Origin of the sequence: Winogradskyella maritima (genome assembly GCF_042650215.1) — a bacterium.
Classification (GTDB): Bacteria; Bacteroidota; Bacteroidia; order Flavobacteriales; family Flavobacteriaceae; genus Winogradskyella; species Winogradskyella maritima.
In genome coordinates this window covers 1,872,803-1,887,799 of the sequence record NZ_JBHSAT010000004.1, presented here as the reverse complement: position 1 = coordinate 1,887,799, position 14,997 = coordinate 1,872,803, and the positions used below count along the sequence as shown (strand labels likewise).

Genomic DNA, 14,997 nt, shown 5'->3' with positions numbered 1-14,997 from the left:
AAATTATTTCCAGGCTAAAGAAAATACTTTCCGAAGAGAGAATGAATTTTAAAACAAAAAAAACGCAACCGAATTAACGATTGCGCTTTTATTATAAATTTTAGGATGCTCCTATGCTTTTAGTACAATTCTAAATCGGGCTTTACCTGCTTCTAGATGCTCAATAGCCTCATTGACATCTTCCATTTTAAATTCCTCTACCGTCGGATAAATATCGTGGCGTACGCAGAACTCTAACATTTTTCGAGTTAAGGCTATACTTCCCAATGGGCTTCCTCCCACTGATTTTTCGCCTGAAATCATACTAAAGGCAGGAATTTCCATCGGCTCTAGAACGGCACCAACCGTGTGTAATTTTCCTTGAGGTGCCAAAGTTGTTAAAAAGGCATCCCAGTCTAATTTTACATTTGTAGTATTCAAAATGAAATCTAAAGTGCCTGCGATGCTTTCCAATTCCTTAGAATCGGTAGAATCAACAACATTGTGAGCTCCCATTTTTTTAAGTGCATCAGATTTATCTTTGCTCGATGTAAATGCCGTGACTTCACAACCCCAAGCTTTTAGAAACTTAAGCGCCATGTGCCCCAATCCGCCAATACCGATGACACCAACCTTGTCTGTTGGTTGAACTCCCGACAATACGATGGGGTTGAAAACTGTAATACCTCCGCAGAATAATGGTCCTGCCTTAGACATGTCGATACCTTCGGGTAGCAATGTAGCCCAAGACCAGTGAACGCGGACAACATCCGCAAAGCCACCATGACGACCTATGATGGTGCCTTCGGCAGTACTGCACAAATGTTGTTTACCATCCATACACTGATTACAATGCATGCAGGACGCGCTATACCAACCCATTCCAACTTTGTCACCTTTTTTGATGCCTTTGACTTCGCTTCCGACATCGAGAACCTCACCAACAATTTCGTGTCCAGGGACTAAAGGGTACTCAGACATGCCCCAGTCATTATTAATCATACTAATATCACTATGGCATAAACCACAATAATGGACTTTAATATCCACCTGCTCGTTTCCGATGTCGCCTATCTCGTATTCAAATTTTTCTAATTCTGACTTTGCCTCTTTAGCGGCATATGCATTGACTTTCATAATGTATTGGTTTTGTGTTAAATATACGACATGAATATTATTATCCAATGTTGGTTTCTTCTTAAGTTTTGAATAAAATTTAAAAAAGAATACACTTCAAATCATAAAAAAACGCAACCGAATTAACGATTGCGTTTTTTCTATTTTCATGAGATCCCGAAGTAAATTCGGGATAAGTTCAATAACGCATTTTAAAAATAAAATGCTATTTCACTTATTTCACTTCTTCGAAGTCTACGTCTTCTACATCACTAGTTTCATCCGCTGGAGCACCTTGTGCGCCTGCATCTGGACCTGCACCGCCTTGCTGTGCTTCAGCTTGGGCTTTGTACATTTCCTCACTAGCAACTTTCCAAGCTTCGTTGATTTTTTCTAAAGCTGGCTCAATAACAGCCACATCTTTAGTTTCGTAAGCTTTCTTCAATTCTTCCAATGCATCTTCGATTGGCTTCTTTTTATCATCCGATAGCTTATCACCGAACTCCGTCAATTGACTTTCAGTCTGGAAAATCATAGCATCTGCCTGATTCAATTTATCCGCTGTTTCTTTCGCTTTAGCATCTGCTTCAGCATTAGCTTCCGCTTCTGCTTTCATCTTTTGGATTTCCTCTTCGGTTAATCCAGATGACGCTTCAATTCGAATATCTTGTTTCTTACCAGTGGCTTTATCTTCAGCCGATACTTTAATGATACCATTGGCATCGATGTCAAAAGTTACTTCAATCTGCGGTGTTCCTCGACGTGCTGGTGGAATACCATCTAAATGGAAACGACCAATCGTTTTATTATCTGCCGCCATTGGACGTTCACCTTGTAGTACGTGAATTTCTACCGATGGCTGATTATCCGCCGCTGTTGAGAATACCTGTGATTTCTTTGTCGGAATCGTAGTATTAGCCTCAATCAACTTAGTCATCACATTACCCATAGTTTCAATACCTAATGATAATGGCGTAACATCCAATAGAAGAACGTCTTTAACATCACCTGTCAATACACCACCTTGGATACCTGCTCCTAGAGACACTACCTCATCAGGGTTTACACCTTTACTTGGTGCTTTTCCGAAGAACTTCTCTACAGCTGCTTGTACCGCTGGGATACGTGTGGAACCACCAACCAAGATGATTTCATCGATATCTGATTTTGATAAACCAGCCGCCTTTAATGCAGACTCACATGGCTCAATTGTACGTTTGATTAAATCATCGATCAGCTGTTCAAACTTTGAACGTGTCAATGTGCGAACTAAGTGCTTTGGACCACTTGCTGTAGCCGTTACGTAAGGCAAGTTAATTTCGGTCTGTGCAGAAGATGATAATTCAATCTTTGCTTTTTCAGCCGCTTCTTTTAAACGTTGCAAAGCCATTGGGTCTTTACGTAAATCGATATCTTCATCAGCCTTAAACTCTTCAGCCAACCAGTCGATGATTCTCTCATCAACATCATCTCCACCTAAGTGCGTATCGCCGTCTGTTGCCAATACTTCAAATACGCCATCACCTAATTCTAGAATGGAAACATCATGCGTACCACCACCAAAATCGAATACCACGATTTTCTGGTCAACACCTTTTTTATCCATTCCGTAAGCCAAAGCTGCTGCAGTTGGCTCATTAATGATACGTCTTACTTTAAGACCTGCAATTTCACCAGCCTCTTTAGTAGCCTGGCGTTGCGAATCGTTAAAATACGCCGGTACAGTAATTACTGCTTCTGTAACATCTTGACCTAAATAGTCTTCAGCCGTTTTCTTCATTTTTTGAAGAATCATTGCTGATAATTCTTGTGGTGTGTATAGACGACCGTCGATGTCTACTCGTGGCGTATCATTATCACCTTTTACCACTTTATAGGGTACACGTTCTGCCTCCTTCTTAGATTCAGAATATTTGTTCCCCATAAAACGCTTAATAGAATAAACCGTTTTAGTTGGGTTTGTAACTGCCTGACGTTTTGCAGGATCGCCCACTTTAATTTCGCCGCCTTCAACAAAAGCGATTACCGAAGGTGTGGTGCGCTTACCCTCAGCATTAGGAATTACAACTGGCTCGTTACCCTCCATTACAGAGACGCAAGAGTTGGTTGTACCTAAATCAATTCCAATTATCTTACTCATAATATATAGTTGTGTTTTAAATGAATTTCGCCGAGACGAAACTCTTAAAATGTTTGTTTTTAATTCGCATAGTATAAGTCAAGTTTTGTGCCATGACAAAAAATATGACAAGCTGTCAGAATTGGAATTCACATTTTATTCTATTGCATCAAGAGTATGGAACGCTTCTTGATACCTTTCTGAAAAAACTATCCTATTATGAAACGCATACTTACATTTATTACCATCATTTCCTTATTCACAGCTTGTACAACCGAAGAAGTCGTAGAGGTTCAAAACAATTTTATTGCTGCACAGTCTTTTGAACGAACTGTAGATCTCGTAGCACCAAACTATGAACAGACTTTTTCTATACCCACAAACATTGAACTATTTGAAACCGATATGGTACTAGCTTACCATTTAGTTGGTGTTGATGCTGATGGATTTGACATTTGGAGATTGCTTCCTGATACCGTTTTTACGTCTACAGGCGAGCAATTTCAGTATAACTTTGAGCACAGTTTTGATTTAATCACTCTTTTTATTGATGCTCCTTCAACATTTGATTTTAATTCTTTATTACAAGGTGACACCTTAGACCAAACGTTCAGAATCGTAATATTGCCTGTAGACTTTATAAACAGTAACAATATTGATGCCACCAATTTTTCCGAAGTAATGAGTTACGTAAAATAACAGAATATTGAAACTCATACTAGTCGTAGTTTCCGCATTACTATTCGCAATCTCCGGAGCACAATCCCAAAGCCAATTTATTGGTAAATGGGATGTGGTTTTGCGGTCTCCTGATCGTAAAATAACACTCAAGAAAAATAATCGCTATGACAATAATAAATATGAGCAATACTTTTATTTTAAAGAGTCTGGGGAATTTTTCAATGGGTTTTACGTCCAACGCATTAGGTGTGGAAATGACTCGCGTCTTTGGAAAAAACAGAACAAATCTTGGAATTGGAGTAGCGACGAGAATATTTTAACAACAATCTCAAAATTTTGAGGACGTGAACAGAAAACGACTGATAAAGTCGTACAGTTAATCGGGAATAAACTGGTTCTTCAAATCTTATAAATCGTTGACCTTATATGATGAGGTTTTTCTTGCCCAGTCGAAATGATTATTAAGTAATTATCTAAAAGCCTGAAAGGAAGTTTTCAGGCTTCTTTATATCTAACAAACTGTATATTTGCTTTACCAACTAAATAGATTTGTGGATGGAAAGTATTTCCGTTTTTGATATGCTGAGTATTGGTGTGGGACCATCGAGTTCGCACACGCTTGGCCCTTGGCGCGCCGCCAAAACCTGGATTGAGAAATTACAGCGTGTTGAGCAATTTACCATGGTGGCATCGGTATCTGTTGACCTTTACGGCTCACTATCTCTAACAGGGAAAGGTCATGCCACGGATATTGCCGTAGTTATGGGTTTGTTGGGAACTGACCCGGTTAGCTTCCCTATTGATGAAATTGAAGCACAGCTTGAAAAGGTTAAAACTTCAAAAACCTTAATGCTCAATCTTGAGAAGCCAATTCCTTTTCATCTTGAAGAAGACATAAAGTTCAATCGGAAATTTCTAGAATTTCATCCCAACGGAATTACGTTTAGGGCTACATTAAGAAATGGTAAAACAGTAAGTGACACCTATTATTCCATTGGAGGTGGCTTCGTTGTACAAAAAGAACGAAAACGCGCCAAGCGACAAATAGAACGTTTTAGTGCTTTTCCATTTCCTACAGAAAAAGCCACAGAGCTTTTGGAGCATTGTGCCTCACAAAACTGTACCATTAGTGAATTAGTGCTTAAAAATGAATTATCCCTGCGCTCACCTGATAGAATTGATGCCAAAATACAAGCCATTTGGGATGTGATGTTGGATAGTATGTACACCGGTTGCCATACCAAAGGTATTCTTCCCGGCGGACTCAATGTAACCCGACGCGCATATGAAACCCATGAAAAACTAAAAGGCGAGATTAGATACACCAATGCAGTTGAATGGATTTTTGCGATTAGAAATACGGAAGTGAAGTTTCGTCAAATCTTAAAATGGGTATCGTGCTTTGCCTTGGCGGTTAATGAAGTAAATGCATCATTAGGTCGTGTAGTGACAGCGCCTACCAATGGCAGTGCTGGAGTGATTCCAGCCGTTTTGATGTATTATTTAGTCATTGAAAACCATGATGGCAATTTCGACGATATTAAAAAGTTCCTTTTAGTTTCTGGCGAAATTGGAAGCCTCTTCAAAAAAGGAGCAACCATTTCTGCCGCAATGGGTGGTTGCCAAGCAGAGATTGGTGTCTCATCCGCTATGGCCGCAGGTGCTTTAACGGAACTTATGGGTGGAAGTCCAGAGCAAGTTTTAATCGCCGCTGAAATCGCTATGGAACATCACCTCGGATTAACTTGTGATCCTATTGCAGGTTTGGTGCAAATTCCTTGCATAGAGCGTAATGCTATGGGTGCTATTAAAGCCATCAATGCTTGTGAAATGGCTTTAGATACCGACCCTAAGAATGTGAAGATTCCGTTAGATAAAGTTATCGCCACCATGTGGGAAACGGCAAAGGATATGACTACAAAATATAAGGAAACCAGCACTGGTGGATTGGCGGTGCAGGTGAATATGAGTGATTGTTAGAAGCCCCACCTTCCCGAAGAGTCGGGACTCCCCAAGGGGAGGAACTATTACTCAGACGGAAAATATAGCTTTTACTAGTCCCGCTAATTAGTTTGACAACCTTCTCGGCGTCGTGTATCCACTAGGTAAAAGATTTTCCAATCGCCATTCAGTTTAATAAGCTGAAAGGAATTGACACCGCAATGGCTGAAATTTCCATCAAACCAAAATTCGTAGGGTGTCCATGCGTTGGCCATATCGCCATCAATCTTAATCTCGTAGCCTAATAATTTTTCCTTAAAACCTTTATCCTTAGGAATAGATGCTATGGATGTTATAAACTGATGAAATTCGCTGGTGTTTAATCGGACATCACCTTCCCTACCTTTTCCAATACTCTGTAAGATAACCTCTTTGGTCACCATTGACTTTAGAGCAACGGTATCTTGTTTATGAAATGCTTCAAAAAACGTATCGATGGTATTTTTTACGGCGTCTTCTTCAGAGGTTTGCGCAAATATCCCAATTGAAAAAAGGCAAATAAAAAGCGTAGCTATAGATTTCATTCTAGTATAATTATTGTTTGATTCATTCTGAAAGTTAGCAATATTGATTGGCATTGAATCAAAGTTTAACAAATCTCATTATTTTTACAGTCTTATAACAATCAACTATGTCAGTAGCTAAGAAAGAATATAAAAGAATTACGGTAAAGTCGTTGGTAGACATGAAATCTCGAGGTGAGAAAATATCCATGCTAACTGCCTATGATTTTACTATGGCAAAAATCGTAGATGGCGCAGGCATCGATGTTATACTCGTAGGTGATTCTGCAAGTAACGTTATGGCTGGTCATGAAACCACTTTGCCAATAACTTTAGACCAAATGATTTATCATGCTTCGTCTGTTGTTCGTGCTATTAATAGAGCTTTAGTTGTGGTTGATTTGCCCTTTGGAAGCTATCAAAGTGACCCTAAAGAAGCACTTCGTTCTGCCATTAGAATTATGAAAGAAAGTGGTGGCCACGCTGTTAAAATGGAAGGTGGCAAGGAAGTGAAAGAATCTATAAAGAGAATTATTAACGCCGGAATCCCAGTAATGGGCCACTTAGGATTAACACCGCAGTCCATATATAAATTCGGAACATATACTGTAAGAGCCAAGGAAGAACAAGAAGCTGAGCAACTGAAGCAGGATGCCTTAATGCTCGAAAGAGCTGGTTGTTTTGGTATCGTTTTGGAGAAGATTCCTGCGAAACTAGCTCAAGAAGTTGCTGAAAGCGTGAGTATTCCTGTTATCGGAATTGGAGCAGGCTCGGGCGTTGACGGTCAAGTGTTGGTAACTCACGATATGGTTGGCATGACCCACGAATTCAATCCACGATTTTTAAGACGTTACATGAATCTTTATGAGGAAATGACCAATGCTTTTGAACAGTATGGCAAGGATGTGAAGTCAGGTGGTTTTCCTAATGATGGGGAGCAGTATTAAGTGCCCCACCTAGCCTCCCCCAAGGGGAGGAACGCTTACTCAAATTGAATACCTTTAATCAAAATTCTTCATATACCCTGTGTATCTTTAACAAATGATAAATGAAACCCGACGTTTCGGGAATGAATTTGCATCTTGACCCATGTCCAAAACCCTATCTAACAAGAACAACCTCCAAGTACTTCATGAAGACAACCATATCATCGTGGTTAACAAACGTGTTGGAGATATTGTTCAGGGTGACAAGACTGGCGATAAACCGTTAAGTGATGTTGTCAAGGATTACATCGCCCACAAATACAATAAGCCTGGCAATGTCTACTTAGGTGTGGTGCATCGATTAGACCGGCCGACAACAGGTATTGTCCTATTTTCAAAAACGAGTAAGGCCTTACCACGACTTAACAAACTTTTCGCTGAAAAAAATATTGAAAAAACCTATTGGGCCTTGGTGAAAAATGCACCGCCAACGGAAGCTGATACCTTGACGCACTATCTAAAAAAGAATCCTAAGAACAATAAATCCACAGCATATACAAAAGAAGTCAAGGATAGCAAACGAGCGGTTTTGCATTATAAACTACTTAAGAAACTTGATAACTTTAACCTATTAGAGATCAATTTGGAAACTGGTCGACACCATCAAATCAGGTGTCAGTTGGCTAGTATTGGTTGCCCCATTAAAGGCGATTTAAAATACGGCTTTGACCGAAGCAATAAAGATGGTGGTATTCATTTACACTCCCGATATCTTAGTTTTGTGCATCCCGTAAAAAATGAACCGGTTTCTATTGAAGCACCCTTGCCAGATGATGCCCTGTGGCAGGGGTGTTTAGAGTAGATACTCAGGTCATTGGGGAACCGATATTTAAAGTCGGTTGTGGCAATCGTTTTTAATCCATACTAAACTATCAAGAGATTACCACGTCACTACGCTCCTCGTAATGACATTATGTTTCATATTTCTATATATAATTAAGTACGTCATTGCGAAACCGACATTTAATGTAGATTGTGGTAATCTTATTAATTAAATCTAAAGGACATGAGATTACCAGGTCATTGCGCTTCTCGTAATGACGTTTAAGTAGCTCTATTCCCTATAATGACGTTTAAAGGGAAATTAATTTTAAGGGTTGTCCCCATGTTAAGTCTAGAATTCAACTCATAATCAGCTCCAATCAACTTGGCCCGCTCTTTCATATTAATTAGTCCGGCACCTTGCTCAATGTCTGCTATATTAAACCCTTTTCCATTATCCGAAACTTCGATTTTAATAGCGTCTTGAGCATACGTCAAATCAACGCTTAGCTTTTCCGCTTCAGCATATTTAATGGTGTTTGAAAAGAATTCCTGAAGAATACGAAACAAAATGACCTCGTCTTTTTTGTTTTCAAAATGAATACGCTCGCCTTCGATATGAAACTCCGTGGATAAACGTCCCGAGCGTTCTATACGTTGCAATTCATTAGCGATGGATTTAGCAAAGCCCTGATTGAAAATAACATCGCTATTCAAAGATTTAGACAAAGCTCTCACTTCAGAAAGGCTATCTTTTAAGGCTTTTGAGGCATTTTCCACTTTTGGCTTTATAGCTTCATCTGCATTTTTTAGTACGGAATTCATTTGCATGTTCGCTAATGCGAGTAATTGCCCCACATTATCATGTAAATCACGTCCAACACTTTTTAGAGTTTCATCCTGAATTTCCTGTTGAGCTGTGGATATCGCTTCATCAAAACGGCGTTGTTGTTCAAATTTTTCCCGTAGTAGCTTATTCTTACGTTTTTGAAATACCACAAAAAACAGTATAAACAATCCGAAAACAATACCAATTACTAATATAAAATAGACAAGCAGGTAGCGTTCAGCTTCTGTTGTGACTGGCTTATTTTGAAATAAAAGGAAAAATAAACTAAGCATCATGAGGTTGCGGTTTACAAAGTATCAATAATAAGGCATAACCAATATACATCATAAAATTAGCAATGAAATAGATAGCATATTGAAGAAATATGTAGTCCCAATCAGATACTCTGTAGTATCCATTATAAAATTTTAGGGGGGTTGTAATAACAAACCAAATCAATAAAATACAAGCTATATAAAAGTTAATAGATTTGTGGAATGAAATTAATTTTTCATTAGTCAAAATTTCAATAAAATAAAAGACTACTGAAATTATTATTAATATCGCCGAGAAGAAAATAGCATAATCAGAGCCTTGATTAAAAAGGTCTTGCCAATTTAGGCTAAGGTCGACCACAGTTGTCACCACAAAAATTAGTTGCAACCACTTTAAAATAGATTTAAACGTGGTATTATTTAATTGCCAAGAGAAATATAAACTATAAAACAGACCTCCAATACTATTCCACATAATTGTATACCACCAGTAATTTCTTTGAAATACGGTTCCTTTAACCAAATTCCCTAACGTTTTAAGATGTCCATCATAAATTAATTGTGGATACATGGAAACAAACTCAACAAACAACACAAAAAATAAAAAATATATAAGATATTTTATTTTATATGCTTTGAATTTCTTAAATACAAATAATCCTACAAGCGCTGGGATAATCTCCACAACTTTAGTAAAAAAAGAATAATTGTCTAGAAAAAAATCTCTCATTGATAATTGCCGATTATTCTCAAAAAAAGGTCGTGAGTTATATTTTTAATACAACTAGGCATCATGAGGTTGTGGTTTACAGAGTATCAATAATAAAGTATATCCGATATACATCATAAAATTAGCAATGAAATAAATAGCGTACTGAAGAAAAACATAATCCCAATCAGCAACTCTAAAGTAATTATTGTAGAAACTCAGAGGGGTAACTATAACAAACCATATTAGTAGAATGCAGGCGATATAAAAATTTATGGATTTATGAAATGAAATTAAACTTTCATTAGACAATATTTCAATAAAGTAGAAGATTACTGATATGATAATCAACCCCATCGAATAAAACATAACATAATCCGACCCTTGATTATAAAGATTTTGCCAATTTAGGCTAAGACTTAAGATAGTAGTAATGATGAAAATTATACTCAACCATCTTAAAATATATCTAAATATGGAATTAGTTATTTGCCAAGAGAAATATAAACTATAAAACAGACCTCCAGCAACATCCCACATAATGGTATACCACCAATAATTTCTTTCAAATACGGTCCCTTTGACTAGGTCACCCAAATCCTGGAGATAACCATCATACATTAACCTCGGATAGACTGATACAATCTCTATGAATAAAACATAAATCAGAAAAAATATAAAAAATCTGATTTTTGATGATTTAAATTTTCTAAACACAATCAAACCAGCAATAACGGGTGAAATTTCTACAGCCCTGGTGAAATAAGTATAATTTTCGAGAAAAAAGTCTTTCATAGAGTAAGCTGTAATGCAAAATGGACACTTTGTAAAAAGTGCCCATTTCGTAAATTATATTTATCCTCCGTAACCTGTCCCTGGGGGATGACCATTGCCCCCTCTATTCAATGGGTCTGCGCCATCCACGTCATCATCATTACCACCGCCTTGATAGTTGATTTTAATTGGTACAAACGAACCTTCAGACGTGGTATTCTTTTTCTTCCCTGTTGGGACAATAAAAATGGTTGCATAGTCTGCATTTCCGTTTGGCGCGTTGTTAGAATAGCGCCCATAATACATACGCAAACCCGTTAGGTCAAAGCCTAAGCTATCGGTCTGTTTATCTGCATAGGTGATGTAGCTATTAATATCATCAATAGACCACCAAGAGGAGCGGTTATCTGGTCTTGTTTCCACAGAATCTAAAAAGACTTGTCCCTTTTTGGTCCAGTTGTCATTCAAAACTCTGGCCTGTGCAGGTGTAATAACGCCTTTTGGTTTAATGACTTTCGGTGGTTCCTCGTCGGACACAGTTAACGTATCCGCACAATAGAGATACATGGCTCCAAGACCTAAAATAAAGCCTAGGAGTAACGGCAATAATTTTTTCATATTTATTTAGTTATGGTTAATAGTGCCATAAATTTAAAGGCATAAGTTGGTAAATCAAACCGCAAAGCCAGAACTTATTAACAGTCTTATTCCTTCAATTTAAATGAAACAGTATCGTCGGTGGTCTTTTGTGCCAATTGGTCAATAGCCAATTCGGTCAACTGCAATACTCTCGGATAACCGCCCGTAGTCTGTGCATCTCGCATTAAAACAATCAATTGACCTTTAGGTGTTAACTGAACCGTTCCAGGCAGTAAAGGTCCTGTAATGATTGATACCAAATCATTTGGAATCAGAGGCTCTAATCGATAGGCCATACGGTTGTTTAAGTTTGAAACTTTAAATTCTGAATCAATTATTTTTCTTTGAAGATCTTCTGAAAGCCTATCGAATTCTGGGCCTTTGTAGACCTCCAATTCGGGATTAGTCCAAAATTTATCGGCCCTTTTTACTTTTGAATACTTATCCGACGCTTGAAATCCATAGTTTAAAACAGGAAGCCTATCGCCTTTCTTCAAAACTCCGAATGCAGTAATCGGTGCATAGAAACTACGACTTCCCAAAACATCTTTAGTTTGAAAGCCTCCTCTTACTGCCAAATAGCCTCGTGAGCCTGACGTTGATGATTTAAAAATCAAAACATCGTCAGAATGGATTGATGTCGGTCGACTCAGGTCAACGGACTCATTATTCAGAAAAACTTCAAAATCAGCTCCAGCAAAAGCAATCAACGTATCAGTATGAAAATGTAAAGTCGGCCCTACCAAGGTCATTTCAAGCACTGCATTGTTTTCAGCATTACCCAAAATAAGATTGGCACGTTTAGCGGAAATGCTATCCATAACGCCAGATACTGGCACACCCAAGTGCCGATGCCCATAGCGTCCCAAATCCTGAATGGAACTATACAAACCCGCTTTTACTATCTCAACCATGATACGGTTCGGATTGTAGTTTATAGTTTCCGTTTTCCATTTCCTTTTCAATCGCATTATATTCTGAAAGACTTACGGCTTGAAACTGTATGCGGTCACCATCCGAAGCAAAGTAAATTGGTTTGGTTCCAACGTCAAAAAAAGACACTGGTGTACGCCCGATAATGTGCCAACCACCCGGACTATTTTGAGGATAGATTCCCGTCTGATTTCCACCTATGGCAACCGACCCTTTTTGTACGTTTAAATTCGGTGTTGATTTTCGGTCTAAGTGTAATGATTTATCCAAACCACCGAGGTATAAAAAGCCTGGCAAAAAGCCTTTAAAAAAAACAGTGTAAATTGATGAAGAATGACGTTCAATTACCGTTTCAATTGGCATCTTTTTTACTTCTGAAAACGTCATTAAATCCGTCCCGAATGTTGTATCATAGCATACCGGAATTTTCCAAAGTCTAGAATTTTGTTTTGAACTATCCTTAGACGCCAAATACAACTGATTTAAGGCGTTTTTTTTATCATTGAAATTATCAATAGTAAAATCATAAATTACTAATATCGAATTATATGCAGATATTATTTCAAGTTTTTGTTTAGTATATTTTAGTTTTATGGATTCTTCAAAATTCAGCCGGTCTTCAAGGATAGTTTCATCGATTTTCTTAGGCCATTCAATTAAAATTGAATGGTCTCCATAGCGCGAATATTTCAATTTAAAATGTCCCAAAATCAAGTCTCAAAATTGGTGTTTAGCGTCTTTAAATTATCATGTAAATACTTCAAAATATCGACACTATTTTTATGGTCGCCATGAACACACAATGTTTGAAATTTTAGTGGCACCCCTACTCCATTTATGGGCCTCACTTTTTCGTGTTTCAACATGTACAGAACATGCTCCAAAACCGCTTCTTTTTCATCAATTATAGCATTGCTTTTTTGACGCGAAACCAAGGATAAATCGTCATTGTAATTTCGGTCTGCAAATGCTTCCTCAACAACTTCCAATCCAGACTGCTTTGCAACCCTGGACAATGCAGAATTGTAGGGTGTATAAATCTTCAAACTATTATCTATTTGCAAAACGACATCCACTAGCCAAGCTGAAAGGTTTTCATCTTTCGCACATTGGTTATACAATGCACCATGCGGTTTTACATGGTTTAGTGATAATCCTTCTTGTTCGGCCAAATGTTTCAAACTTAAAATCTGTTGGGTGATGCTTTTTGAAAAGTCAAGCTGACCCATTTTCATAGGCTGTCTTCCAAAGTTGATTTTATCCGGGAACGAAGGATGCGCCCCAACCTTTACACTGTAGGCTTTTGCAAGCTCTAGCACAGGTTTCATACTGGATTCCGTTCCGGCATGACCGCCACAAGCTATATTGCAGGACCCCAAATAAGGTATTAGCAAAGCTTCATTGCCAATGCCTTCGCCTACATCCGCATTTATATCCACAAATAATTTCTGCATACCAAACAATTATATGAGTCCGAATACCTTAAAAATACCCTTCAAGCCTAAAAACAGACTCACGCCAACAATAGTCCAGGCCAAAATTCGTTGCAATGGTGAGTTCACATAGCGCCCCATAATATGAGGCTGACTGACCAATCTTACCAATATAATCGCAACAAGGGGTAAAACAAGACCATTAGCAATTTGCGCAAACTTTATAATTTCAATAGAACTAACGCCCGACGCTGCTGAAAGCACACCAATTATAAGAATTGCTATCCAAACGGATCTAAAATGACGCGATTTTAAATCTTGAGGCCATCCCATGCAACCTACTGCCACATAAGCTGCGGCTAATGGTGCCGTGATCGCGCTCGTTAATCCGGCAGCGAATAATCCAATGGACAGTACGTATTTTGCTTTAACGCCAAAGAGTGGCTCTAAAGCCAAAGCCAAATCAGAAGCATTATTAACGGATGCAATATCTATAGATGCCGCGCAGATCATAATACACATAGATACAATACCACCAACAACTACTGCTACCACTGTATCGGTTCTTGCCGTGCTAATATCAGACGTAGATTGCCATTTCTCTTTAGCTAAGGAAGCATGCAGAAAGATATTATAAGGTACTACAGTCGTCCCGATAAGCCCTATCACGGTCAATAGGCTACCATCTGGCAATGACGGCAAAACCATTCCTTTGAAGATTCCTGCGATATCTGGGCCGACCATGACAGCCGTAAATAAAAAGGCCAAACTCATAATTATGACTAAGCCAACGAGCAGACGTTCTAAAACTTTATAGTTGCCAATAAAAAGAATAATAAAAGCAAAAAAACCAACAACCAAGCTCCATAAATTAAAGCTTGTTGCACCAATACTGGTTTTAAAATTGCCGAAAACGGTTTCCAATCCCAAAATGCCACCACTGATATTCCCTGCTTCGTAAGCGGTATTTCCTACAACTATGGCCGATAAAATGAGAAATAGCACTAATTTTCTAACCAAGGGCTGTTTTATCTCAGCACTAATCGTTTCTGAGAGGGATTTTTGAGTGACAATGCCTAACCGCGCGGCCATTTCCTGCAGAATAATTGTGGCGAATATGGATAGTAAAAGCGCCCAAAGTAATACGTAGCCAAATTCAACGCCAGCAATCGTACACAAGGTCACGGTTCCTGGACCAATGAATGCTGCTGCCACTAAAGGGCCAGGGCCTATTTTTTTAAAAAATGATTTAATCATA

The 14,997-nt window shown here is 38.3% G+C and carries 14 protein-coding genes; 4 read left to right on the top strand and 10 right to left on the bottom strand.

Annotation, left to right across the window (positions count from 1 at the left end; all coding sequences use genetic code 11):
* Nucleotides 1-111 precede the first annotated feature (111 nt).
* Nucleotides 112-1,116 (bottom strand): NADPH-dependent aldehyde reductase Ahr, encoded by a 1,005-nt coding sequence (gene ahr / locus ACFOSX_RS09665; RefSeq protein ID WP_386099907.1) that lies wholly within the window; start codon nucleotides 1,114-1,116, stop codon nucleotides 112-114.
* 214 nt (nucleotides 1,117-1,330) lie between these two features.
* Nucleotides 1,331-3,235: a molecular chaperone DnaK gene (gene dnaK / locus ACFOSX_RS09660; protein WP_386099904.1), complete on the bottom strand. Its 1,905-nt coding sequence runs from the start codon at nucleotides 3,233-3,235 to the stop codon at nucleotides 1,331-1,333.
* 198 nt (nucleotides 3,236-3,433) lie between these two features.
* Here dnaK and ACFOSX_RS09655 point away from each other — a divergent pair, with 198 nt between their 5' ends.
* On the top strand, nucleotides 3,434-3,913 hold the full coding sequence (locus tag ACFOSX_RS09655) for a dihydrolipoamide dehydrogenase (protein ID WP_386099901.1): 480 nt from the start codon (nucleotides 3,434-3,436) through the stop codon (nucleotides 3,911-3,913).
* A gap of 537 nt (nucleotides 3,914-4,450) precedes the next feature.
* Nucleotides 4,451-5,875 carry an L-serine ammonia-lyase gene (locus ACFOSX_RS09650; protein WP_386099898.1) on the top strand — a complete coding sequence of 475 codons (1,425 nt, stop codon included), beginning with the start codon at nucleotides 4,451-4,453 and terminating at the stop codon, nucleotides 5,873-5,875.
* Nucleotides 5,876-5,958: 83 nt separating this feature from the next.
* Here ACFOSX_RS09650 and ACFOSX_RS09645 read toward each other — a convergent pair whose 3' ends face one another.
* Nucleotides 5,959-6,474, bottom strand: a complete 516-nt coding sequence (locus ACFOSX_RS09645) for a nuclear transport factor 2 family protein (RefSeq protein ID WP_386099895.1) — start codon at nucleotides 6,472-6,474, stop codon at nucleotides 5,959-5,961.
* A 53-nt stretch (nucleotides 6,475-6,527) separates the two neighbouring features.
* Here ACFOSX_RS09645 and panB point away from each other — a divergent pair, with 53 nt between their 5' ends.
* Nucleotides 6,528-7,346 carry a 3-methyl-2-oxobutanoate hydroxymethyltransferase gene (gene panB / locus ACFOSX_RS09640; protein ID WP_386099892.1) on the top strand — a complete coding sequence of 273 codons (819 nt, stop codon included), beginning with the start codon at nucleotides 6,528-6,530 and terminating at the stop codon, nucleotides 7,344-7,346.
* Nucleotides 7,347-7,488: 142 nt separating this feature from the next.
* Nucleotides 7,489-8,187 carry an RluA family pseudouridine synthase gene (locus ACFOSX_RS09635; protein WP_386099889.1) on the top strand — a complete coding sequence of 233 codons (699 nt, stop codon included), beginning with the start codon at nucleotides 7,489-7,491 and terminating at the stop codon, nucleotides 8,185-8,187.
* 242 nt (nucleotides 8,188-8,429) lie between these two features.
* On the opposite strand, the gene ACFOSX_RS09630 is transcribed toward ACFOSX_RS09635, so the two are convergent.
* The 7 genes from ACFOSX_RS09630 to ACFOSX_RS09600 all read right to left on the bottom strand — a co-directional run bounded on the left by ACFOSX_RS09630 (nucleotide 8,430) and on the right by ACFOSX_RS09600 (nucleotide 14,996).
* Complete coding sequence (locus tag ACFOSX_RS09630; RefSeq protein ID WP_386099886.1) at nucleotides 8,430-9,272, bottom strand: sensor histidine kinase; 843 nt, start codon at nucleotides 9,270-9,272, stop codon at nucleotides 8,430-8,432.
* The gene (locus ACFOSX_RS09625) at nucleotides 9,262-9,981 is read right to left on the bottom strand and encodes a hypothetical protein (RefSeq protein ID WP_386099883.1); all 720 of its coding nucleotides are present in this window, start codon (nucleotides 9,979-9,981) and stop codon (nucleotides 9,262-9,264) included. The genes ACFOSX_RS09630 and ACFOSX_RS09625 overlap by 11 nt, the downstream gene beginning before the upstream one ends.
* Before the next feature lie 834 nt (nucleotides 9,982-10,815).
* Nucleotides 10,816-11,352 carry a hypothetical protein gene (locus ACFOSX_RS09620; protein WP_386099880.1) on the bottom strand — a complete coding sequence of 179 codons (537 nt, stop codon included), beginning with the start codon at nucleotides 11,350-11,352 and terminating at the stop codon, nucleotides 10,816-10,818.
* Between the two features lie 86 nt (nucleotides 11,353-11,438).
* Nucleotides 11,439-12,287 carry a 5-oxoprolinase subunit C family protein gene (locus tag ACFOSX_RS09615; RefSeq protein WP_386099877.1) on the bottom strand — a complete coding sequence of 283 codons (849 nt, stop codon included), beginning with the start codon at nucleotides 12,285-12,287 and terminating at the stop codon, nucleotides 11,439-11,441.
* A complete protein-coding gene (pxpB, locus tag ACFOSX_RS09610) occupies nucleotides 12,280-13,014 on the bottom strand; it encodes a 5-oxoprolinase subunit PxpB (protein ID WP_386099874.1) in 735 nt (244 codons plus the stop codon). Before pxpB ends, ACFOSX_RS09615 begins: the two co-directional genes overlap by 8 nt.
* A 2-nt stretch (nucleotides 13,015-13,016) precedes the next feature.
* Nucleotides 13,017-13,760, bottom strand: coding sequence for a 5-oxoprolinase subunit PxpA (pxpA, locus tag ACFOSX_RS09605; protein ID WP_386099871.1), 744 nt, complete (start codon nucleotides 13,758-13,760; stop codon nucleotides 13,017-13,019).
* A 9-nt stretch (nucleotides 13,761-13,769) separates the two neighbouring features.
* Entirely contained in the window at nucleotides 13,770-14,996 is a 1,227-nt protein-coding gene (locus ACFOSX_RS09600) for an Nramp family divalent metal transporter (protein WP_386099868.1), read from the bottom strand.
* Between the last annotated feature and the right edge of the window lies 1 nt (nucleotide 14,997).

What these genes read in the sequence shown, in the direction of transcription:
- ACFOSX_RS09650 (WP_386099898.1), top strand. Translation starts at nt 4,451, where the DNA reads ATGGAAAGTATTTCCGTTTTTGATATGCTGAGTATTGGTGTGGGACCA.
- ahr (WP_386099907.1), bottom strand. Translation starts at nt 1,116, where the DNA reads ATGAAAGTCAATGCATATGCCGCTAAAGAGGCAAAGTCAGAATTAGAA.
- dnaK (WP_386099904.1), bottom strand. Translation starts at nt 3,235, where the DNA reads ATGAGTAAGATAATTGGAATTGATTTAGGTACAACCAACTCTTGCGTC.
- panB (WP_386099892.1), top strand. Translation starts at nt 6,528, where the DNA reads ATGTCAGTAGCTAAGAAAGAATATAAAAGAATTACGGTAAAGTCGTTG.
- ACFOSX_RS09645 (WP_386099895.1), bottom strand. Translation starts at nt 6,474, where the DNA reads ATGCCAATCAATATTGCTAACTTTCAGAATGAATCAAACAATAATTAT.
- ACFOSX_RS09630 (WP_386099886.1), bottom strand. Translation starts at nt 9,272, where the DNA reads ATGATGCTTAGTTTATTTTTCCTTTTATTTCAAAATAAGCCAGTCACA.
- ACFOSX_RS09625 (WP_386099883.1), bottom strand. Translation starts at nt 9,981, where the DNA reads ATGAGAGATTTTTTTCTAGACAATTATTCTTTTTTTACTAAAGTTGTG.
- pxpA (WP_386099871.1), bottom strand. Translation starts at nt 13,760, where the DNA reads ATGCAGAAATTATTTGTGGATATAAATGCGGATGTAGGCGAAGGCATT.
- ACFOSX_RS09635 (WP_386099889.1), top strand. Translation starts at nt 7,489, where the DNA reads ATGTCCAAAACCCTATCTAACAAGAACAACCTCCAAGTACTTCATGAA.
- ACFOSX_RS09655 (WP_386099901.1), top strand. Translation starts at nt 3,434, where the DNA reads ATGAAACGCATACTTACATTTATTACCATCATTTCCTTATTCACAGCT.
- ACFOSX_RS09620 (WP_386099880.1), bottom strand. Translation starts at nt 11,352, where the DNA reads ATGAAAAAATTATTGCCGTTACTCCTAGGCTTTATTTTAGGTCTTGGA.
- ACFOSX_RS09615 (WP_386099877.1), bottom strand. Translation starts at nt 12,287, where the DNA reads ATGGTTGAGATAGTAAAAGCGGGTTTGTATAGTTCCATTCAGGATTTG.
- ACFOSX_RS09600 (WP_386099868.1), bottom strand. Translation starts at nt 14,996, where the DNA reads ATGATTAAATCATTTTTTAAAAAAATAGGCCCTGGCCCTTTAGTGGCA.